Raw genomic sequence first — 16,653 nt, 5'->3', positions numbered from 1 at the left:
GAGGGATTCGAACCCTCACAAGCCCATTGAAATCGCTTTATATAATGTACGTTTAACACTTTCTTTATTACGACCGAGATCACCTTTGGTGCGATATTCTAAATAAATCCGATCAACCTCTTTGTCTAGGCTTTCTGGCCACTCATACTTATTAAAGACGTACTTAGCTATCTTTCCGAATAATTCTCTAGAAAGAAGTCCTTCTAGTTGTATCAATTTTCTAGGTGTTAAAACTCCAATTTCTGTATATACTGTGTTAATTGCTGTTAGGATTGTTTGAGCTTGTCGATTTGTGCAGCCTTTCACTTCCATGATATAGTTCACTACACGGTTACGGTTTTCTGCTCTTAATACTTCGATTTCCTTGCGAAGCTCTCGAAAAAGTTCCTTAGTCAGCCCAGCGTTAGTTTTATCAGCATTTGGCTTACATGACCCACTTCTGGCAGAGTAGTTCTCTAACAGATACTCTTGTAAGTCGTTCACTAGACCGTTCGTAAGATACTCACGCATATCTTCCAGAGTTAAAGGTGAAAGCTTCGAGCGTTCCTTAACTACATTATCAAACCTTTGAAAATATTTTCTAGCCGCCATTCTATTGCATATCTTGGTTTCCATTATGTATTGAGTTAGTGTCCTACGATGTTCTTCCCTCAATGCATCAAACTCTAGAGTTAGCCGTTGATATAGCTCTTTAGTCAATCCAGCGTATTCATATTTCTTCATGGCTTAACAACTCCTCAAGTAATTCTGGATTTTCATAGATATTTCCGATGATTTTTCGTTTTCGTTTATTCATTCCAACCAATCTTTTAATAGTTTGTATCCCACACTGCAACCTTCGATTGATATTTCTGGCAATTCATCATGACTAAAGTTGTAATTTATGCTTTTGTTTAGTGAAAGAAGCATAATTGGTATTCCTCTTGGATTTGTGAATGTAGATATTGATATATTTCGTTCAAAATGTTTGTATTTAAGACTTTCGTCATAAGCCTTGCTAAATGCTCTTGTGTACTGTTTCTTTCGTTGTCGTTTATTCATTTCAGTTCCTCTAATAATTCTGTATTTTCGTAGATGTTTCCTACAATATAGCAGTCAGCATGTCGTAGCCACAATTCACATCCATGCTGCGAAGATTCAAGTCGGTATGTTCCCCCTATGCTTCTTACAACTTCGTAATAGGTTGGATTAGAATAGAAATTCATAGACATTTTCACTATATCTCCTTCGAATATTTCTCTACCGTTATAATCAGTCAAACCTGTTGATTGCATTAAAACTATGTCATCGAAATCGTAGTAATCTAAATCCCTGCTATCTGGTAATCCTTGTTCAAAGCTATCTGGTAATCCGTGTCCAAAATAAATTGTCTGTATACAAATACTCTTATCCTCGAAACTCATAGCGATTATATCCTCATCTTCATACATTGTTTTACGGATTTTGTCCCATGCTCTGTATCTTGGTATCATTGTCCTCTTCCTTTCAAATAGCTAGGTATATCATCACCAACGTTAACACTGTTGTATTGTTCTTTAGTCACTAGAAACTTGCCATACGCCCCACAATCGATCGTGTATAATTTCCCTATCATCTGCTTACCTGTGATTTTCCCATGCATTATAGCGGCATTATCGGCCTTATACACGATAATAGGTTTCACTGGTCTGTTAACCACTCGTAGAACAGTGGTCACGTTAATCGCTAGCGACACCACTAGTAGAATTGTGGCGACTGCCAGCTCGTTATAAGTCCTCTTCTTTAACAAACGTTCCATTTATCATCTTCCCTTTTCGGTTTTTAATCTCTTCGTATGCCAATAGGTTTAATTGGTGAGCTATTTCAATGATTGTTTCCAACATATCACCATCTATTGCTTTCTTCCATTGAGTCTTAGGGTCACTTTTATCTAATCCGTTGCTAATAGCCCACTCGTTAACCTTAGCGATTAGATCAGTGATATTGTCCTTTGCTGATACATCATCAATACCTAATAGATAACCAACGCTAACGCCAAAGTATTCAGCTAGCTTTTTGGCTTTTCCTATACTGATTTCTCCGTACCCATTTTCCCAGTTCTGCAATGTTCTATAATGCAAACCTATTTGCTCTGCTAGTGCTTGTTGAGATAACCCTTTATCTTTTCGTAACTGCTTAATTCTATCCACTTACTTCACCTCTTCTACTTCAATACCATCGCAGTCGAACACCCAACCGAACCCATTAGCTTCTAGCTCTTTTCGGGTGTGCTCCCTTTTGTCCGTGTATATGTTGTTGTAGAAACGGAAGCCATTTGTTACAGTATCCACTAAGTAGTCAGGTGATTCACTGTTTCTTTTGAGAATAACCCTATACATCTTCTCTTTCTCAACCTCATAACCATAAATCCAAGCTATGGCAAAAGTTTCTTGATTAATTCTAATCCAATGGATTGTTTTTTCGTCTTGATTGTTAGCCCTTAATACATTAAGATTCATAGCATCTGCTAAAGTTAAAGGTAAATTCTCTTTGCAAACGCAAATCCAATCCGCCACAAATTGTGGAACTACAGGTTTTTCTGGTTCGTGGATTTGGTTAACAATATGGATAGCTGTGTCTCGCATTATTGCAAAATCGTCATATGCTTGCGTGCTCTGTTTCTTAATTTCCTTAATCGCTTCCTGCTTATTCATATATTCCTCACTTTCAACCGTCAACTAATGGTTGTTTGTTCGTCATAGCTTAGCAATAAAGCATCGTCTTTGAAAGGATAGACATCGTAATACATCACTTCGCCTTCTTCTGTCCAAGCTCTAAATTTTTGTTTCATTTTCCACCTCTTTCGCAAACTGCCAAGCCCATTCAAAATCTTGCTTTATTTCAGATTCGGTGAGGTGTAGATATTTTGGTTTGTTAATGTTAGGGTTTAACATGTCAAGTATTAACCTCCCTGTACTTTGTTGTTTAAACAACACTAGTTTTCCACCTATACTGTTCGGATTTGGTATTTCAACGGTGTAAAGTTTTTCTTGCTCGACTATAATGTTAGGATAGGATAACCATGCTTTCGCTATAATTTCTGTGTAATCATCCTCTTGTTGCTTGATATATAAACTTAATTCAACATCATCGAAAACATCCTCTAAAGCATGAGATAGCCTACATCCCTCTTCCTTATATTTTTTTATCCACTCCGCCACAAACTTTGGCACTGTAACTTTCTGTGGTTCGTCTACTTTCGGAAACTTATATATATTTGGTGCAAAAGTTCTAAATCCTGATTCCGCCACTTCAAGTTCTAAAGTATTCATTAAATGTTTATGTTCTTCAATTAATTTTACAGGTATAAAATCCGTACACCCATCCACTTCGTAAAAATCATTCTGTTTCATCTGTTTCCTCTTCATCGTATTTCCATACTGCTTCATTTTTATAAGGTGCTTTAATTATATGAATCGCACCTTCGTTATTGACTGGAATAATAATGTCACCTTTTTTATCAATAAAACCCTTAACCCAAACATTCTTTACATTTTTTTATTTTATCTTTTCCGTTCATTCATCCACCTCCATCAATAGATACTCCCAATAATTATCTTCTACCATCAGCATGTCCCTACGGATTTCAATACCCAACCGTTTTAATCGTGTAACGCTACGATTATCTTTTTCAATAATTTTTGTATACTCTCTAATGTTCAATTTCAATCTTTGTTTAATTAATTCAAGTTCCCTCATTTTTCTACCTCTTCGTTTGCATTCTCGATCTTCTCAATCGCTTCCTGTTTATTCATCTGCTTCCTCTTTCATCTCTACTGTATACATTCTCGAATTTCTATATTTAACACCTCTCAAATGATGCACTCTATTGAGAGCATTATCCTTGTTATAATAAATTTCTACATCATCTTCAATGTGGTCATAATATGTAATAACTTTGTATTTCATAACTCTACTAATCTCTTTGCGTTTTCACTTGTTCTTTTTGCGTATGACGGTGTTCCGTAGCAAGTAACGGAACGCACTGAAATTCCTAACTGCTTAGCAATCTCACGTTTCGTGCCCATAGCCAGTAGTTCATCTCCTTTATAAAGAGCATATTCCTTTACTTTCTGCATAATTCTCCCATCTCCTTTAGTAATTCATCATCTGGTAACTTCTCTAGCGTCAGTATCCTGTTGAGTTTATTTGTACTAATTCCTAACTTATCGCTGATTAAGTCTATGTCTTCGTGGTTTTCTAAAAACCATCTATCAAACTCTTGCGTCTGCTCTAGCACGCTAGTATGATCGTAATGACCTGGTGCATAGATGCCAACCAACTTATCCTTAACTTTGCTTTTCATTCCAGCTCCTTGATTTCAAATTCAATACGTGGATTTTCACTATATCGTTTCTGTGCGCTCAATTTGCAAACGATACTATCATCCGTCCAAACAATACCCTTCTTGTCCAATTTGTTGTATCCAGCGTTTGAGATACTATCAAAAAGTGATTTGACAAGATTATCAATATCTGGCTTTCTGATATGCCAAAGTTTTTCAGCCATGAATTTCTTGAATGCATCCCACGTTTTAGCTCTAGCTTTTGGCGTTGGCTTTTTTGATACGTTCAAGGGTGCTTTCATGTAAAACGTGACATCTACCGAGATTGGTCCATCGAAGAATTGTCCGTCATATTCTTGCTCAATGAGCTGTGAACATTCGCGTCTCCACGCTTTCATTTTAGGGTCTTCATAAGTCCCAAACTTACTGAAACGTGGTCTCGTTTGAGGTTTGGGATCTATATTTAAAATCATCTTCATAGCAGTATATTAGAATGGTAGGCCATCATCACTGATGTCCATAGGATTTCTACCCCCGAATGGGCCGAATGGGCTACTTTCTCTTGAATTGTTTGGTGCTTGCTGTTGCGGTTGTTGATTATAACCACCATTAGCATTGCCACCCTCACGAGCTGCACGACTTTCTAGCATTTGAAAATTTTCAGCGACAACTTCTGTCACATATACTCGTTGACCTTGCTGATTCTCGTAGCTACGTGTTTGAATGCGTCCAGTAATGCCAATCAATGCCCCTTTTTTGGCCCAGTTAGCCAAATTTTCAGCCTGTTGTCGCCAAATGACACAGTTAATAAAGTCAGTTTCACGCTCTCCGTTAGCGTCTTTAAAATTACGGTTAACCGCAAGACTGAAAGATGCGACTGCGATGTTGCTACCTGTGTATTTAAACTCTGGGTCTTTAGTTAATCTTCCAACTAAAACTGTATTGTTAATCATGTTTTTTCTCCTCTTAAAAATTATAAAATTTCATAGTTTATAAAGTTATCTTCCAGCAATTTAGCAAATTGATGCCATTGCTTTTCACCCCTGCAAAAAGTTAGTGATAAGTTAACCTTGTAAGGCTCGCTAAGTTTCACAGATTCTTCTTCGACTGGTTTGATGTCTTCGATAACTTCACCAGTTTCGGCATTGACTGCCTTAATATCCTCGCTAGCCGATTGTTTAGCTAGTGCTTCAATTTCTGCCAAGTGTTCGGCCTCTGCTTGTTTTTTAGCCTCTGCTTGTCGCTTGACCTCGATAGCTGTATCGCGGTCTTTTTTCATCTGTCTCAAAACTTCAACAAACGGTGTACCATTTTGCAACTCTCTGACATACGGGGCAGCTGGTAGCTCATACTCATGAGTATGTTCCTTAATCATGTCGATATTTGCCTTGTATTCCTCAAGTCGGTCATACTCGGCCAAAATAAGGGTATCAATCTTTTCCACTGTTTCCTTTTTAAGTTCAATCTTGTTAGTTCTGAAACAGCCTTTCAAAGAGAAGTCATTATACTTTTCTTTAAACGTATCCTTATCAAGCCCAGCAAGTTCGCACTTTTCTTCAAAAACGTATCTAACATGGTCAACTCTGAGCATTTTTTGATGCTCTTCAATCTCATCCCGCTTTTCTCTCAAAGTGTTGAGAAGTCCCTTTAATGGTGTGTATGATTTCTTCAAATTCGCCTCAAATTCAACAAGCGGATTCTTATATACTTTTGAGATATCTTTGCGTTTTCTTTCTAAATTGTCGTAAAGAGATTTGTAGCGCGTGATTTCTTTCTTGATCTCGTTATATTCCAAGCCATCGAGCTGCTCATTAGATAGCTCACTGACTGCCTTTTGTATAGCTTTATCAAACGCTTCAAAATCAAATCTAATTGTTCCTGGCGTGTATTTTGGCTCTATAGTTTTAAGAAAATTATTGGTAATGTCTTTCATATTTAACCCTTCCGTTGTTTTATTTTATCTTGAATGTCGTTCGCTAAAATATCGAACCCAGTCGTCAACAATTCGCTAAAATTGTTTAGCTTATACTTTCCCAAATAGTAACGGGCCACGGTTTCAACCGGTTGACCTGTTACCTTCGCTAACTCATCAATTAGTTGATTAATCTGATTGTGCTGTTGCTGGTTGATATAATTAGCTTGTTGATGGCTTTGCATTTGATTGTGATTCTGGTTTGGTCTCATACTCTGTTCTGCCACTTCGAAGTGGTCAACATCTTCCTCTCCGATTGCAAATAATGCTTGCAAGGCATACTTTCCAGCATAAGATTGTACAGCTCCTACCCACTGAGGCTCATTCATTTGCTTTAACTCTCCGTTGCGCGTTTTCAAAATCGGCACTGGAGACAACTCTGCAAACGCTTGTGCTTGCACTTTTTCATCTTTGTTAGATGCTGTTGCAATCGCCTTGATGAAAGTCTTTCCAGAAAATTCAACAAGTTCATAATTTACTACTACGTTCCAGTTCGATTTCAAATTTTTAAAGACGTTATAAATGTCTTCAACGTGCCTTGAAGCGTACTTTGCAGATCCTTCTTTCTTTTTCTCAAGCTGCATTTTTTGTTGCAATTCAGTAAACGTCATTTCTTCCATGTTGTCTCCCTTTCTATGCCCTTAATTCTCAATTTAATGGGGTGTAGTACAATTTTAACGGTTTACTAGTCTATTTATACTAACTAGCAAGACACACGCCTTAAAATCGATTTTAGAAGGGTTTTCTAGTGTTGGCTAAAAATCTGCGTTGATTTCTTAGCAAAATACATATATTCGTTGATTTTACTGATGAATGAGTATAAATCTAATTCATCCATCATTTTCTGTTTGTGCCCTTCTGATACTACAAGCCCATTAATACGCTCGTAGTCCTCAAAGAGCTTTAGTTTAACTTCTGTTTCTGTCATAGCATCATCCTCTTGTCTTGCTGTGTTTTAAACTTGTAAACGTGTTCGTTAGTAGTTCCCAGTCCAGTCTTCTTGAAAATCCTTGAATATACACGTTTACCATATGTGCCCATGATGTCCTGTGGGCTTAAGTTTGTCGTTATGATTGTCTTTGTGCGCTTGTTCAATATGCTGTATAAGATACCGCTAGACCACTCTGTTACTTTTTCAGTGCCCACATCATCCAATACAAGCCACTCAGATTCAGATATACGTCTGATGTATTCTGCTTCTAGGCTGAAATCTTCCTTGATTTTGGCTAGCAAGTCGACAACGTTGATGAATAACCCCATCTTCTTAGTGTGGTCTGATAAGGCCTTAAGCGCTGAATAGGCTAGATGGCTCTTACCGACACCAGTATCACCGATGAGGACGATATTGTAGTCAAGTCCGTCTAGGTATCCCTTTAGTTGACCTCTAACGTTCTTTAGGTCTTCTTTTTGCTCTTTAGTAATAGCGTGGTAATTTTCAAAGCTGGCACTTCTCAAATCATCATCCATCAAACTGAAATCTTTTAGGAAGTATAGACGTTTCTGCTCTTGCTCACGCTCAAACTGTTCTTGTGCTTTAATAGAATTCTGTCGCTCTTGCTCTTCACGATGGCACGTCTCACATACAGTGTATGGCTTGCTGTTTGGTAGCTGAATAGTGACAAAGTTTCGATTGTGCTTCTCGCAGTATTTATCACTAGTAGTCATATATAGCTGTCGCATCTGTCTAGCTGTCTGTTCTAAACTCATAGAAGTGACTCCTTAATACTTACTGCAAGCTGGTCCAAATTTAGCGGTTTGGTTGTCGTTATTCTTACGGCCCTCAAAACTTCGCTGTTCTTCGTCTTGTTGGGCAATTGTTTTGATTCCATTCTGTGCCCAAGATTTTAAGATAGAATTGATATATCCAAAAGAGCGTTTAGAATTGTCAGCCGCTCTATCTATGGCACGTTTGACTAACATGGTTTCCATCTTATCTAAATCAATGTAATCTTTTAGTTTTTCCATTTGATAGCCATCTAGTGGCCCAATCCTTTCTTGATAGTATTCAAAGATATTTAAATCAGATTGACCATCAGCAGCAGAAGATGGCTTTCTACTCTCTGCTTCTACTTCTGTCTCTATATCTATTTTTAACTCTGTATCTTTCTCTTTCTCTATCTCTATCTCTGTTGGACACTGGTTGGACATCGGCTGGACATTGTCCAATTTGGTTGGAATTTGTCCAACTTTTTTTTTTCGATTCTCTCGCTGGTATCGTGCCCAGTTTGTTTCTTGTTCGAGCAAAGCTTCAGCTTGCGGAAATTTAGCATTTCCGTCTGTGTCGATTTGGATAAGACCACATTTTGTAAAGTAAGCCATTGTCATGTTGACATCATCCTCGCTAACATCTAACTTAAGTGCTAGCTCTTGAATTAAGTTGTCCAAATAGCCTTCATAATACAGAACGCAATCAGTTTCTAAACTCTCAAGCATGAGTCGGATATAAATTACGGTCATTGCATAGCCACCGCTCATGTTCCTAAGTCGTTTAATAAACAAGTTGTCAAAGAATTTTTTATCAAATTTAAGCCAAAAATAGACTTTAGTTTTAGTTTTATTCTTAGTCATTTATGTTATAATCTCCATAGAATGTTTTTTTTACGACACGGGCAATTACCCGTGTTTTTTTAGCGCGTTCAATCCGCACCCATCCCCCGACGTACTTCGTAAATATTGAATTTTCAAGAAGGTATTTTTTGTTTATATTTATTTTATTTATATTTTGGGGTATTTAGTTGCACTCCGTACATCGGGGAGTGGCTACGGATTGAAACGGTTTAAATACTAGTATTGTTTATTTTCAGCTCGCATTTTTGCTACTTGCTGGCGCTCATACGCTTGGCGTGCTTCGTATTTGCGTTCATTTTCTTCCCATGACGTCCACTTTGGGACTTCTACTGTTTCTGTTTTCTTGTTTGACCAAATCCAGTTAAAAATTTTCATTTTGTTTCTCCTCTTTTATTAAAATACATGGACACCACGTTCTGCCCATTTATCGCATAAACGATTTTGAGCGTCCCCGTTGTATCCGCAGATATAGAATCCCAAACCATAGTTTTCTTCGCTATATCGTTTTTCAACGATTTCATATTCAAAGATTTTAACGAATTTTTTCACTTCATCTAAATCTTTTCCGCATGGATAAAACAACCAGTCGTCGTCGACAACGACGTGCCAGTTATTCCCTAGAACAGTTTGAATTTTCTTGTATTCAATATTTGCCATTTAAATTCCTTTCTCTTACCCTAACCGCACCAATGGACTAGTGAGACTTTTATATATGTTAAGGAGGTATATAAATGTCAATCGTTGGTACTTTTTAAGTTCCTCACTAGCCCATCGCTACGGTTAGGGATATTTTTCTAAAGATCTAAAATATTGTGCTTTCTTGATGTAGCAATAAAATCGATTGCTACATCTTTAAATAGATCTCTGCGTTTGCTGTCTGAGATGTCTGGTTTTCTGCAGACATCTCTGTAAATCAGACATTTTGTGTCGATGTCATCGAGTTTGCTCTTGACTTTGTCAGACAAAACCATCGTCTGATTGATGTAGAGGATTAACTCCGTAATATTGTCGAGAGCAGGGATGCCACCTTCCATCTTGTCAAAATCTTTTTTGAATTGGATAGCACAAGCTACCAAACTTCTAATATGATGATTGTTTGCCATGTTTTTTCTCCTTGAATCTGTTTCTAGTTTTCCACTCTATGAAGGACTTAAACCCTTCATAGTTGATGAAAACCAGTTTGTGCGTTGGGTTTACTACATAGTTTTTGAAGTCTTTGTTGTCCCTCATTTCTCGAATGAGGTTCTTTGCCATTGACTTTCCTAGACCTTCCCACCGCTGCATGAGGTGGTCGTAGTCCCCCCACTCAGCGGTCTCGTTAACTCCGACTGGTTTGTAAGTAATTTCCATAAACGTTACCCGATTTCTTTAAATCCTTTTTCTAGAGCGATAAGCTCTTTTTGTTTTGGTGTCTCACGAATTTCAAATTTTGTAAAATCGTCGTAAGATAAATCTTCCAAAAACTTAACTGCCTTCTCAGCGTCAACGTGCTTGATGTTAGTGTATTTTGTGACGTTAAAAGCTTTCTTCAAGCGTGAGTACATCAAGCGAATAAATTGCCCCTTCTTAGATGCGAACAAGTTATCACTTGGATGTGTTTTCTGTTCTTCAAAGTAGAAGTCAGCAAACACGCCAGCTTTTCGGAAAACAATGCTTTTGATTTTCGTAGCTTCACCGTCATCAATATGGACTTTCTTGTTGACTTCTTCGACAAGCAACTCAATGTCAGTTAGCTTTTGATTAGTCTTTCTAACATTTCTATCCATTTCGTCTTTCAAACCAATCACTTCATCCAATAAGTTTTGGTTAAATTTCGCTTGTTTGACGAGTTGCATAGCTTGTTCGCCTTGCATTTTTACTGTCTCGATAAGAACGTTGTCTTTCTTACTTTTCTTCTTACTCATTTATGATTTCTCCTTCTATAATTGTTCTTCCATTCTCTGGGATAATCTTGTTCATTTCGTCTAGCCAATTTTCAGTTAGTGTCAAGATATCTCTGAGTTTTTCAATCTGAGCGTCTTTTCCAATGCCTTGAATAAGCGTTTTAAATCTGAGCGGTGCCATTTCTTCGTCAAAGAAGTCTTCAAACTTGGTAACAAGCTTACTGAGATTAAAGATATTAGTCACGCTATTTTCTAGCTTTTCCTTATCAGCTCGTAAGTGCTCAATAGACTCTTTCAAGGCTAATGCTTCTGATGTTTCTTTTTCGAGCATTTCATAAGATGCTTCCTTAAGTCGTAAGCTCCTTTTGACTGAATCAAGCTCGTCCGCTAGGTCTTTATTTTTGCCTAGTAGTTGTTTGTTGAGGTCTTGCGTAGCTTGGTAATCTTGTGGGATGATTTCCTTTTCAATTACCTTTTCAGTGACCTTTGTTCGTTTGACACGTTCCAATTCACCCTTGACCGCTTCCAGTGCTTGGTCTTTGAGTTTGAGACGACGTCTTACCTCTTGCAATTCTCTGACTGTTGGTGATTCTCCTTGTTCAATCTTTTCAATTTGCTCTTGCTTCTCTTCCTCTGGAAGTGTTGCGATTAAGTAGAGGGCTGATGTCCCTAAATCGTTCAACGTTGAACGATTTGAAGAGAGTTGTTTCGCTATCGTCATCATCTTTCTAGCTTCACTGTGTGAAATTTTTATGTCATCTAGCCATTTTCCGAAATCTCCGTGAACGAGATTATTTTCTTTGACGTGTTGTAATCTTCTCCCAATTTCCCAAATTGATTGCCCAGCAATTTGCTTATGGTGTTTTATCTCTAACTCAATTTGAGAAAGATTATTTGATAATGCTATTTCGTTCATCTAGTTCCTTTCTAATATTATTGTTGCGTTTCGGGAACGATTTGTTTAAAAAAAATACCAATTTCATCTTTGTTATATCCTAAAAGGTTGGCTAGTGTAATAAGTTCGTCAGCAGAAAATGAGATTCTTCCATTTTCTCTCTTATTATACTGGTCACGAGCTAAACCCATTCGTTCAGCCATCTGTGCCTGTGTATATCCCTTTGCTACCCGCTCGGCCTTCACACGAAGCAAATCAACTTTCATAGGTTATCTCCTTTCTTTTGATTTTTATTACTTGTTCCTTGGAACAATTATAGTATATCTAATGTGTTCCCGTTTGTCAACAAAAAAATAAAAAAAATATAAAAAAAGTTTATTTCTGGGAACATATTGTTTATTTTTGGGAACTGTTGTATAATGTTTATACTATTAAATAAAGGAAAAAATGCATGAGAAACAACGATGAAATTATTTCACTAATAAAAAGCTATTTAGACAACAGTTCCATGTCAATGTCAGAATTAGCAAATAAAGCTGGGGTTTCAAAATCGACTTTATCAAGATATCTTTCAGGTAGTCGGGTGTTCCCGCTGAATAAAGCTGATGATTTCGCTCGCGCTTTAGGTTTAACAACAGAACAATTCTTGAATGTGAAACCTAGCCCGAAAGATACTTCTCCAACCGATATCGATGAAATAATAGCAAATGCCATGATGTTCGATGGCAAACCGCTGACTGATGATGATAAACGTGCTATCCGTGGTATTATTGCAGGTTATATGAGTAGCAAGGAAAAGTGAGGCTTTATGAATGAAAGTGAATTGCTTGAGCAGTTCGGCGTTTCTCTTTGTGAATTTAGCTCTAGCCAGTGGCCACGAGATGGGTTTTTAGACCCTATTAACCGTGTGGTCTACATCAATAGGGATTTACCAACCGAAAGACGTTTAAAGGTCCTACTGCACGAATTAGGGCACTTAGAACACGACCCTAAACACTATGAGCGTCTGCGAGAGAAATATGAGGCTCAAGCAAATAGAAATATGATCCATGAACTGTTGAAAAACGAAAATCTGGACAATTTTAACTATATACACTTCATGAAAAAATACAATCTCACCACTATTTGTGATGAGACTTTTGTAAAAAATGAATACTTAAAGTTAATAGAAACCTGAATAAACAGGTCGTAGATATTTATAAAGTTTAAAACTACGTGCAAAAACTGAATCACGTTAAAAGCTGGGAGGAAATTTTATGAAAAAATTATTGTCTTTTGGCTTACTAAGCCTTTCTATTATTGCTCTTGCTGCTTGTTCTCAAACCAAAAGCACGTCTTCTCAGACTAGCAAGACGTCAGAGGCTAAAACCGAGCAATCAAGTGAGAGCAAAGTGCCTAAAGAGTACAGAACGGCGGTGAGCAAAGCTAAGCAGTACGCTAGTACTGTTCCCATGTCTAAGGAGGGGTTGCGTTCTCAACTAGTAAGTTTTGAAAAGTACTCTCAAGAGGCTTCTGACTACGCTGTAGACAACGCTGGTATTGACTATAACAAACAGGCTCTTGAAAAAGCGAAGCAATATCAAGACACTTTAGCCATGTCCCCAGACGCAATACGTGATCAATTGGTAAATTTTGACAAATTCACTCAAGAAGAAGCTGACTACGCTGTTGCTAATCTTAAATAAAAAAAGACCTATAATCTCCCTCGCCAAAGTTAGATTATAGAGCTTAGCATCACAGAAAATAGAAAACACAATCATAGTTAAACAAACCAATAAGGTTATGTTTTTCTTTTTCTGTACCCATTTTATCAAAATTAAGGAGATATGACAATGTGGGTAGAAGAGTTACCAAATGGAAAATATAAATATTTCGAAAGATACAAGGACGCCTATACTGAAAAATGGAAGAGAGTATCTGTAACGCTTACTAGTTGCTCAAATCGAGCAAAGAAAGAAGCTCAACGCTTGCTTGATGATAAGATAGCTCAGAAAATAGAGTCATCAAGCACTACTAATGTATCGTTCCATAGTGCTTTCAACGAGTGGTGGGAATTTCATCAAAAACAGATTAAGTTAAGCTCAATCAAGAGCCTTGCAGCATCCGTTAAGCGAATATCTGACGCTATCGAACAAGGAACTATCCTATCAAATATCAATGTCAGACTTATCCAATCCTTGCTAGACACTGAAGACTGGACAGATTCACAGAAATATCGTGCCAAGACGGTATTAAATACATTCTTCGATTATGCTATTGATCAACAATTGATTAGCGATAATCCGTCGAGAAAGGCACGATTACCAAAGAAAAAGAATAAACTTGAGAAAAAGCAAGCCGCCAAGAATAAATACTTAGAACCAGACGAATACAGTCGATTACTGAGAGAGCTCTACCGAAAAGACATAACACTGAGATATGCTCTAGCGTGCGAGTTTATGCTCTTGAATGGTTGTCGTATTGGCGAATTAGCTGGTCTGACTGTTTCAGACTATCACAAGGAAACACGTTCTTTGGATATACACACCTCTTTCAACAGATACATACCAGAGAATGAAGGAACAAAAACAGTCGCTAGTTACCGAACTACATACCTAACTAATCGAGAAATGGAAATCATTGACCAGATGCTAGAGTTAAAAGAGTTAAGTGAAACAACCAATCCAGATTGGTATCATAGCGATAAGATTTTCACGACAAATACTGGCAAACCTATCCACAGCACTATTTTGAGTGCATCACTCCAACGGGCTAATGCCAGATTGGAAAAACCTATCGATAAGCATCTATCCCCTCACATTTTCAGGCATACCACCATAAGCATACTGGCTGAGAACAATGTTCCACTAAAAACTATCATGGATAGGGTTGGTCATGCTGACTCGGAAGTCACTACTAGCATCTATACTCACGTCACAAGAAACATGAAAGACCAAGCCGTCAATATTTTAGATAATGTCATAACAAATAATTTTGCCCCTTCCTTGCCCCTTTAGTATAAAAAAGAACCCTAGGTTCAACCTAGAGTTCTCAGAAACGTTGTCAAATAAACGTTTTATTTTTTCAAGTTGTAGAATGATTTCAAACCACGGTATTCTGCAACTTCACCAAGTTGGTCTTCGATACGAAGCAATTGGTTGTATTTAGCAATACGGTCAGTACGTGACAATGAACCTGTCTTAATTTGACCAGCGTTAGTTGCAACTGCAATATCAGCGATTGTTGAATCTTCAGTTTCACCTGAACGGTGTGATACTACTGCTGTGTATCCAGCTTCTTTCGCCATTTCGATAGCGTCAAAAGTTTCAGTCAAAGTACCGATTTGGTTAACTTTGATAAGGATTGAGTTAGCAGCGTGTTCTGCAATACCTTTTTCAAGGTAAGCAGTGTTAGTTACGAAGAAGTCGTCACCAACCAATTGAACTTTACCACCAAGACGTTCAGTAAGAGATTTCCAACCGTCCCAGTCGTTTTCGTCCATACCATCTTCGATAGTGATGATTGGGTATTTGTTAACCAATTCTTCAAGGTAGTCGATTTGTTCTGCAGCAGTACGAACAGCAGCGCCTTCACCTTCAAATTTAGTGTAGTCGTAAACTTTACGTTCTGCATCGTAGAATTCAGATGATGCACAGTCAAGTCCGATAAATACGTCTTTACCTGGTACATATCCAGCAGCTTCGATAGCTTTGATGATAGTTTCAACACCATCTTCAGTTCCGTCGAAACGAGGTGCGAAACCACCTTCGTCACCTACGGCTGTTTCAAGTCCACGTTCTTTAAGGATTTTCTTAAGCGCGTGGAAGATTTCAGCACCCCAACGAAGCGCTTCTTTGAATGTTGGTGCACCAGCAGGTACAATCATAAATTCTTGGAAAGCGATTGGAGCGTCTGAGTGAGAACCACCGTTGATGATGTTCATCATTGGAGTTGGAAGAACTTTAGTGTTGAATCCGCCAAGGTAGCTGTAAAGTGGAACTTCAAGGTAGTCAGCAGCTGCGCGTGCTACAGCGATAGACACACCAAGAATAGCGTTGGCACCAAGTTTACCTTTGTTTGGAGTACCGTCAAGAGCGATCATTGCGCGGTCAATACCTTGTTGATCACGTACGTCGAATCCGATGATGTGCTCAGCAATAACGTTGTTTACGTTATCAACTGCTTTTTGAGTACCAAGACCACCGTAACGAGCTTTGTCACCATCACGAAGTTCTACTGCTTCGTGTTCACCAGTTGATGCTCCTGAAGGAACCATACCGCGACCGAATGCACCAGATTCAGTGTAAACTTCTACTTCAAGTGTTGGGTTACCGCGTGAGTCAAGGACTTCACGTGCGTAGACATCAGTAATAATTGACATTACAATACTCTCCTTATGAGTTAAAATTTTTTACACATTTATATTACCATAATATCAAGGGTTAAGCAAATTAAAACCAGAATTTTCTTGCGATTATCTATTTTTTAATATTTCAATTATTTTTGAAAATCTCAGAAAAAATAAGGCAAATGAAAAGGAATTCAAAATATTGTATAATGGTAAATAGAAAAGAGACAGGAGATTCCCTATGACTTCACTTGAAGATAAAGTGTTCCAATGCGCCAGTGGCGAAAAACGCCTGAATCCCGATGAACTTCGTCAGTATTTTGGTACCTATGCAGAACGTGTAGTCCTAGCTGTTTTATTGGAAGATGCTGAAAAGAAAATCGTAATAGAACACTTTCCACTGATTTTAAAGAAGTTATTAGCAGTTTACCCCAACCATAGTCTAAAGCTTTCACCTAACCTATCTGATCAGACACAGTTCACCTATATCAAGGACGCTCAAACACTGAATATTTCTGCAACTATTGTGGATGAAGCAAAAGCACACTCACCGTATGGTATTGTTGTGCATAGTGATAAGGCCGAAAACCTTGATAAGATACTATTCTCAGAGCTCTATCCTGATATTCTTGCTCCCAAGCAAACTGAGCAAATCGTTGAAAAAAGGGGATTTTTTACTAAGCTATTTGGAAAATAATAACATCT

At 37.8% G+C, this 16,653-nt stretch carries 31 protein-coding genes; 5 read left to right on the top strand and 26 right to left on the bottom strand.

Annotated elements, in window-relative coordinates; genetic code table 11:
• Nucleotides 1–15: 15 nt before the first annotated feature.
• The 25 genes from E3C75_RS05885 to E3C75_RS05780 all read right to left on the bottom strand — a co-directional run bounded on the left by E3C75_RS05885 (nucleotide 16) and on the right by E3C75_RS05780 (nucleotide 11,887).
• Nucleotides 16–723, bottom strand: coding sequence for a DUF1340 domain-containing protein (locus E3C75_RS05885; protein WP_111679469.1), 708 nt, complete (start codon nucleotides 721–723; stop codon nucleotides 16–18).
• Nucleotides 710–796 (bottom strand): YopX family protein, encoded by an 87-nt coding sequence (locus tag E3C75_RS12250; RefSeq protein WP_111679467.1) that lies wholly within the window; start codon nucleotides 794–796, stop codon nucleotides 710–712. Before E3C75_RS12250 ends, E3C75_RS05885 begins: the two co-directional genes overlap by 14 nt.
• Complete coding sequence (locus E3C75_RS05875) at nucleotides 793–1,041, bottom strand: hypothetical protein (RefSeq protein WP_111679465.1); 249 nt, start codon at nucleotides 1,039–1,041, stop codon at nucleotides 793–795. The genes E3C75_RS12250 and E3C75_RS05875 overlap by 4 nt, the downstream gene beginning before the upstream one ends.
• Nucleotides 1,038–1,472: a YopX family protein gene (locus E3C75_RS05870; protein ID WP_111679463.1), complete on the bottom strand. Its 435-nt coding sequence runs from the start codon at nucleotides 1,470–1,472 to the stop codon at nucleotides 1,038–1,040. The genes E3C75_RS05875 and E3C75_RS05870 overlap by 4 nt, the downstream gene beginning before the upstream one ends.
• On the bottom strand, nucleotides 1,469–1,777 hold the full coding sequence (locus E3C75_RS05865; protein ID WP_111679461.1) for a DUF1372 family protein: 309 nt from the start codon (nucleotides 1,775–1,777) through the stop codon (nucleotides 1,469–1,471). The genes E3C75_RS05870 and E3C75_RS05865 overlap by 4 nt, the downstream gene beginning before the upstream one ends.
• Entirely contained in the window at nucleotides 1,746–2,168 is a 423-nt protein-coding gene (locus E3C75_RS11610) for a helix-turn-helix domain-containing protein (RefSeq protein WP_111679459.1), read from the bottom strand. Before E3C75_RS11610 ends, E3C75_RS05865 begins: the two co-directional genes overlap by 32 nt.
• A complete protein-coding gene (locus E3C75_RS05855) occupies nucleotides 2,169–2,672 on the bottom strand; it encodes a DUF1642 domain-containing protein (RefSeq protein WP_111679457.1) in 504 nt (167 codons plus the stop codon).
• Nucleotides 2,673–2,792: 120 nt separating this feature from the next.
• Nucleotides 2,793–3,371 (bottom strand): DUF1642 domain-containing protein, encoded by a 579-nt coding sequence (locus E3C75_RS05850; RefSeq protein WP_111679773.1) that lies wholly within the window; start codon nucleotides 3,369–3,371, stop codon nucleotides 2,793–2,795.
• Nucleotides 3,372–3,765: 394 nt separating this feature from the next.
• Nucleotides 3,766–3,927, bottom strand: a complete 162-nt coding sequence (locus tag E3C75_RS11135) for a DUF7204 family protein (protein WP_167740660.1) — start codon at nucleotides 3,925–3,927, stop codon at nucleotides 3,766–3,768.
• Entirely contained in the window at nucleotides 3,924–4,046 is a 123-nt protein-coding gene (locus E3C75_RS12010) for a hypothetical protein (protein ID WP_269460004.1), read from the bottom strand. Before E3C75_RS12010 ends, E3C75_RS11135 begins: the two co-directional genes overlap by 4 nt.
• A gap of 38 nt (nucleotides 4,047–4,084) precedes the next feature.
• Nucleotides 4,085–4,324: a hypothetical protein gene (locus E3C75_RS05845; RefSeq protein ID WP_111679455.1), complete on the bottom strand. Its 240-nt coding sequence runs from the start codon at nucleotides 4,322–4,324 to the stop codon at nucleotides 4,085–4,087.
• Nucleotides 4,321–4,782: a RusA family crossover junction endodeoxyribonuclease gene (locus E3C75_RS05840; protein ID WP_111679453.1), complete on the bottom strand. Its 462-nt coding sequence runs from the start codon at nucleotides 4,780–4,782 to the stop codon at nucleotides 4,321–4,323. The genes E3C75_RS05845 and E3C75_RS05840 overlap by 4 nt, the downstream gene beginning before the upstream one ends.
• Before the next feature lie 9 nt (nucleotides 4,783–4,791).
• Nucleotides 4,792–5,256 carry a single-stranded DNA-binding protein gene (gene ssb, locus E3C75_RS05835; protein WP_111679451.1) on the bottom strand — a complete coding sequence of 155 codons (465 nt, stop codon included), beginning with the start codon at nucleotides 5,254–5,256 and terminating at the stop codon, nucleotides 4,792–4,794.
• Nucleotides 5,257–5,276: 20 nt separating this feature from the next.
• Nucleotides 5,277–6,236: a DUF1351 domain-containing protein gene (locus tag E3C75_RS05830; protein WP_015980195.1), complete on the bottom strand. Its 960-nt coding sequence runs from the start codon at nucleotides 6,234–6,236 to the stop codon at nucleotides 5,277–5,279.
• Nucleotides 6,237–6,238: 2 nt separating this feature from the next.
• Nucleotides 6,239–6,895 carry an ERF family protein gene (locus E3C75_RS05825; RefSeq protein WP_111679449.1) on the bottom strand — a complete coding sequence of 219 codons (657 nt, stop codon included), beginning with the start codon at nucleotides 6,893–6,895 and terminating at the stop codon, nucleotides 6,239–6,241.
• A gap of 125 nt (nucleotides 6,896–7,020) precedes the next feature.
• The gene (locus E3C75_RS05820; RefSeq protein ID WP_111679447.1) at nucleotides 7,021–7,203 is read right to left on the bottom strand and encodes a hypothetical protein; all 183 of its coding nucleotides are present in this window, start codon (nucleotides 7,201–7,203) and stop codon (nucleotides 7,021–7,023) included.
• A complete protein-coding gene (locus tag E3C75_RS05815) occupies nucleotides 7,200–7,982 on the bottom strand; it encodes an ATP-binding protein (protein ID WP_111679445.1) in 783 nt (260 codons plus the stop codon). The genes E3C75_RS05820 and E3C75_RS05815 overlap by 4 nt, the downstream gene beginning before the upstream one ends.
• Before the next feature lie 12 nt (nucleotides 7,983–7,994).
• Nucleotides 7,995–8,843 (bottom strand): DnaD domain protein, encoded by an 849-nt coding sequence (locus E3C75_RS05810; RefSeq protein WP_111679443.1) that lies wholly within the window; start codon nucleotides 8,841–8,843, stop codon nucleotides 7,995–7,997.
• Nucleotides 8,844–9,059: 216 nt separating this feature from the next.
• On the bottom strand, nucleotides 9,060–9,218 hold the full coding sequence (locus tag E3C75_RS11130) for a hypothetical protein (protein ID WP_167740659.1): 159 nt from the start codon (nucleotides 9,216–9,218) through the stop codon (nucleotides 9,060–9,062).
• Between the two features lie 18 nt (nucleotides 9,219–9,236).
• Nucleotides 9,237–9,500 carry a hypothetical protein gene (locus E3C75_RS05805; RefSeq protein ID WP_111679441.1) on the bottom strand — a complete coding sequence of 88 codons (264 nt, stop codon included), beginning with the start codon at nucleotides 9,498–9,500 and terminating at the stop codon, nucleotides 9,237–9,239.
• A gap of 137 nt (nucleotides 9,501–9,637) precedes the next feature.
• Nucleotides 9,638–9,946, bottom strand: coding sequence for a hypothetical protein (locus tag E3C75_RS05800; RefSeq protein WP_111679439.1), 309 nt, complete (start codon nucleotides 9,944–9,946; stop codon nucleotides 9,638–9,640).
• Nucleotides 9,924–10,193 carry an excisionase gene (locus tag E3C75_RS05795; protein WP_111679437.1) on the bottom strand — a complete coding sequence of 90 codons (270 nt, stop codon included), beginning with the start codon at nucleotides 10,191–10,193 and terminating at the stop codon, nucleotides 9,924–9,926. Before E3C75_RS05795 ends, E3C75_RS05800 begins: the two co-directional genes overlap by 23 nt.
• 5 nt (nucleotides 10,194–10,198) lie before the next feature.
• On the bottom strand, nucleotides 10,199–10,747 hold the full coding sequence (locus tag E3C75_RS05790) for an ORF6C domain-containing protein (RefSeq protein ID WP_111679435.1): 549 nt from the start codon (nucleotides 10,745–10,747) through the stop codon (nucleotides 10,199–10,201).
• On the bottom strand, nucleotides 10,740–11,642 hold the full coding sequence (locus E3C75_RS05785) for a DUF3102 domain-containing protein (protein WP_111679433.1): 903 nt from the start codon (nucleotides 11,640–11,642) through the stop codon (nucleotides 10,740–10,742). The genes E3C75_RS05790 and E3C75_RS05785 overlap by 8 nt, the downstream gene beginning before the upstream one ends.
• A 17-nt stretch (nucleotides 11,643–11,659) precedes the next feature.
• Nucleotides 11,660–11,887, bottom strand: coding sequence for a helix-turn-helix domain-containing protein (locus E3C75_RS05780; RefSeq protein ID WP_111679431.1), 228 nt, complete (start codon nucleotides 11,885–11,887; stop codon nucleotides 11,660–11,662).
• Nucleotides 11,888–12,072: 185 nt separating this feature from the next.
• Here E3C75_RS05780 and E3C75_RS05775 point away from each other — a divergent pair, with 185 nt between their 5' ends.
• From E3C75_RS05775 to E3C75_RS05760, 4 genes are all read left to right on the top strand, one after another.
• Nucleotides 12,073–12,423, top strand: a complete 351-nt coding sequence (locus E3C75_RS05775; protein ID WP_111679772.1) for a helix-turn-helix domain-containing protein — start codon at nucleotides 12,073–12,075, stop codon at nucleotides 12,421–12,423.
• Between the two features lie 6 nt (nucleotides 12,424–12,429).
• Entirely contained in the window at nucleotides 12,430–12,798 is a 369-nt protein-coding gene (locus E3C75_RS05770; protein ID WP_111679429.1) for an ImmA/IrrE family metallo-endopeptidase, read from the top strand.
• Between the two features lie 79 nt (nucleotides 12,799–12,877).
• On the top strand, nucleotides 12,878–13,306 hold the full coding sequence (locus E3C75_RS05765) for an Ltp family lipoprotein (RefSeq protein ID WP_084828607.1): 429 nt from the start codon (nucleotides 12,878–12,880) through the stop codon (nucleotides 13,304–13,306).
• Nucleotides 13,307–13,447: 141 nt separating this feature from the next.
• Entirely contained in the window at nucleotides 13,448–14,617 is a 1,170-nt protein-coding gene (locus tag E3C75_RS05760) for a tyrosine-type recombinase/integrase (protein ID WP_111679427.1), read from the top strand.
• A 59-nt stretch (nucleotides 14,618–14,676) separates the two neighbouring features.
• Here E3C75_RS05760 and eno read toward each other — a convergent pair whose 3' ends face one another.
• The gene (gene eno, locus E3C75_RS05755; RefSeq protein WP_100262180.1) at nucleotides 14,677–15,981 is read right to left on the bottom strand and encodes a surface-displayed alpha-enolase; all 1,305 of its coding nucleotides are present in this window, start codon (nucleotides 15,979–15,981) and stop codon (nucleotides 14,677–14,679) included.
• Between the two features lie 208 nt (nucleotides 15,982–16,189).
• Here eno and E3C75_RS05750 point away from each other — a divergent pair, with 208 nt between their 5' ends.
• Nucleotides 16,190–16,645 carry a YueI family protein gene (locus tag E3C75_RS05750; protein WP_084825864.1) on the top strand — a complete coding sequence of 152 codons (456 nt, stop codon included), beginning with the start codon at nucleotides 16,190–16,192 and terminating at the stop codon, nucleotides 16,643–16,645.
• Nucleotides 16,646–16,653 lie beyond the last annotated feature (8 nt).

This window comes from Streptococcus thermophilus (genome assembly GCF_010120595.1).
Lineage (GTDB): Bacteria > Bacillota > Bacilli > Lactobacillales > Streptococcaceae > Streptococcus > Streptococcus thermophilus.
Note: the sequence above shows the minus strand (reverse complement) of the source record. Positions and strands in the feature narration are given on the sequence as shown.

Bases quoted from the DNA above. Each gene is read 5' to 3' on its own strand.
- E3C75_RS12010 (WP_269460004.1), bottom strand. From the start codon at position 4,046: ATGGGCACGAAACGTGAGATTGCTAAGCAGTTAGGAATTTCAGTGCGT.
- E3C75_RS05805 (WP_111679441.1), bottom strand. From the start codon at position 9,500: ATGGCAAATATTGAATACAAGAAAATTCAAACTGTTCTAGGGAATAAC.
- E3C75_RS11135 (WP_167740660.1), bottom strand. From the start codon at position 3,927: ATGAAATACAAAGTTATTACATATTATGACCACATTGAAGATGATGTA.
- E3C75_RS11130 (WP_167740659.1), bottom strand. From the start codon at position 9,218: ATGAAAATTTTTAACTGGATTTGGTCAAACAAGAAAACAGAAACAGTA.
- E3C75_RS05780 (WP_111679431.1), bottom strand. From the start codon at position 11,887: ATGAAAGTTGATTTGCTTCGTGTGAAGGCCGAGCGGGTAGCAAAGGGA.
- E3C75_RS05870 (WP_111679463.1), bottom strand. From the start codon at position 1,472: ATGATACCAAGATACAGAGCATGGGACAAAATCCGTAAAACAATGTAT.
- E3C75_RS05850 (WP_111679773.1), bottom strand. From the start codon at position 3,371: ATGAAACAGAATGATTTTTACGAAGTGGATGGGTGTACGGATTTTATA.
- E3C75_RS05885 (WP_111679469.1), bottom strand. From the start codon at position 723: ATGAAGAAATATGAATACGCTGGATTGACTAAAGAGCTATATCAACGG.
- E3C75_RS05875 (WP_111679465.1), bottom strand. From the start codon at position 1,041: ATGAATAAACGACAACGAAAGAAACAGTACACAAGAGCATTTAGCAAG.
- E3C75_RS05800 (WP_111679439.1), bottom strand. From the start codon at position 9,946: ATGGCAAACAATCATCATATTAGAAGTTTGGTAGCTTGTGCTATCCAA.
- E3C75_RS05825 (WP_111679449.1), bottom strand. From the start codon at position 6,895: ATGGAAGAAATGACGTTTACTGAATTGCAACAAAAAATGCAGCTTGAG.
- E3C75_RS05840 (WP_111679453.1), bottom strand. From the start codon at position 4,782: ATGAAGATGATTTTAAATATAGATCCCAAACCTCAAACGAGACCACGT.
- E3C75_RS12250 (WP_111679467.1), bottom strand. From the start codon at position 796: ATGAATAAACGAAAACGAAAAATCATCGGAAATATCTATGAAAATCCA.
- E3C75_RS05845 (WP_111679455.1), bottom strand. From the start codon at position 4,324: ATGAAAAGCAAAGTTAAGGATAAGTTGGTTGGCATCTATGCACCAGGT.
- E3C75_RS05770 (WP_111679429.1), top strand. From the start codon at position 12,430: ATGAATGAAAGTGAATTGCTTGAGCAGTTCGGCGTTTCTCTTTGTGAA.
- E3C75_RS05785 (WP_111679433.1), bottom strand. From the start codon at position 11,642: ATGAACGAAATAGCATTATCAAATAATCTTTCTCAAATTGAGTTAGAG.
- E3C75_RS05865 (WP_111679461.1), bottom strand. From the start codon at position 1,777: ATGGAACGTTTGTTAAAGAAGAGGACTTATAACGAGCTGGCAGTCGCC.
- E3C75_RS05855 (WP_111679457.1), bottom strand. From the start codon at position 2,672: ATGAATAAGCAGGAAGCGATTAAGGAAATTAAGAAACAGAGCACGCAA.
- E3C75_RS05810 (WP_111679443.1), bottom strand. From the start codon at position 8,843: ATGACTAAGAATAAAACTAAAACTAAAGTCTATTTTTGGCTTAAATTT.
- E3C75_RS05795 (WP_111679437.1), bottom strand. From the start codon at position 10,193: ATGGAAATTACTTACAAACCAGTCGGAGTTAACGAGACCGCTGAGTGG.
- E3C75_RS05750 (WP_084825864.1), top strand. From the start codon at position 16,190: ATGACTTCACTTGAAGATAAAGTGTTCCAATGCGCCAGTGGCGAAAAA.
- E3C75_RS05830 (WP_015980195.1), bottom strand. From the start codon at position 6,236: ATGAAAGACATTACCAATAATTTTCTTAAAACTATAGAGCCAAAATAC.
- E3C75_RS05775 (WP_111679772.1), top strand. From the start codon at position 12,073: ATGAGAAACAACGATGAAATTATTTCACTAATAAAAAGCTATTTAGAC.
- E3C75_RS05820 (WP_111679447.1), bottom strand. From the start codon at position 7,203: ATGACAGAAACAGAAGTTAAACTAAAGCTCTTTGAGGACTACGAGCGT.
- ssb (WP_111679451.1), bottom strand. From the start codon at position 5,256: ATGATTAACAATACAGTTTTAGTTGGAAGATTAACTAAAGACCCAGAG.
- E3C75_RS05765 (WP_084828607.1), top strand. From the start codon at position 12,878: ATGAAAAAATTATTGTCTTTTGGCTTACTAAGCCTTTCTATTATTGCT.
- E3C75_RS05815 (WP_111679445.1), bottom strand. From the start codon at position 7,982: ATGAGTTTAGAACAGACAGCTAGACAGATGCGACAGCTATATATGACT.
- E3C75_RS05790 (WP_111679435.1), bottom strand. From the start codon at position 10,747: ATGAGTAAGAAGAAAAGTAAGAAAGACAACGTTCTTATCGAGACAGTA.
- E3C75_RS05760 (WP_111679427.1), top strand. From the start codon at position 13,448: ATGACAATGTGGGTAGAAGAGTTACCAAATGGAAAATATAAATATTTC.
- eno (WP_100262180.1), bottom strand. From the start codon at position 15,981: ATGTCAATTATTACTGATGTCTACGCACGTGAAGTCCTTGACTCACGC.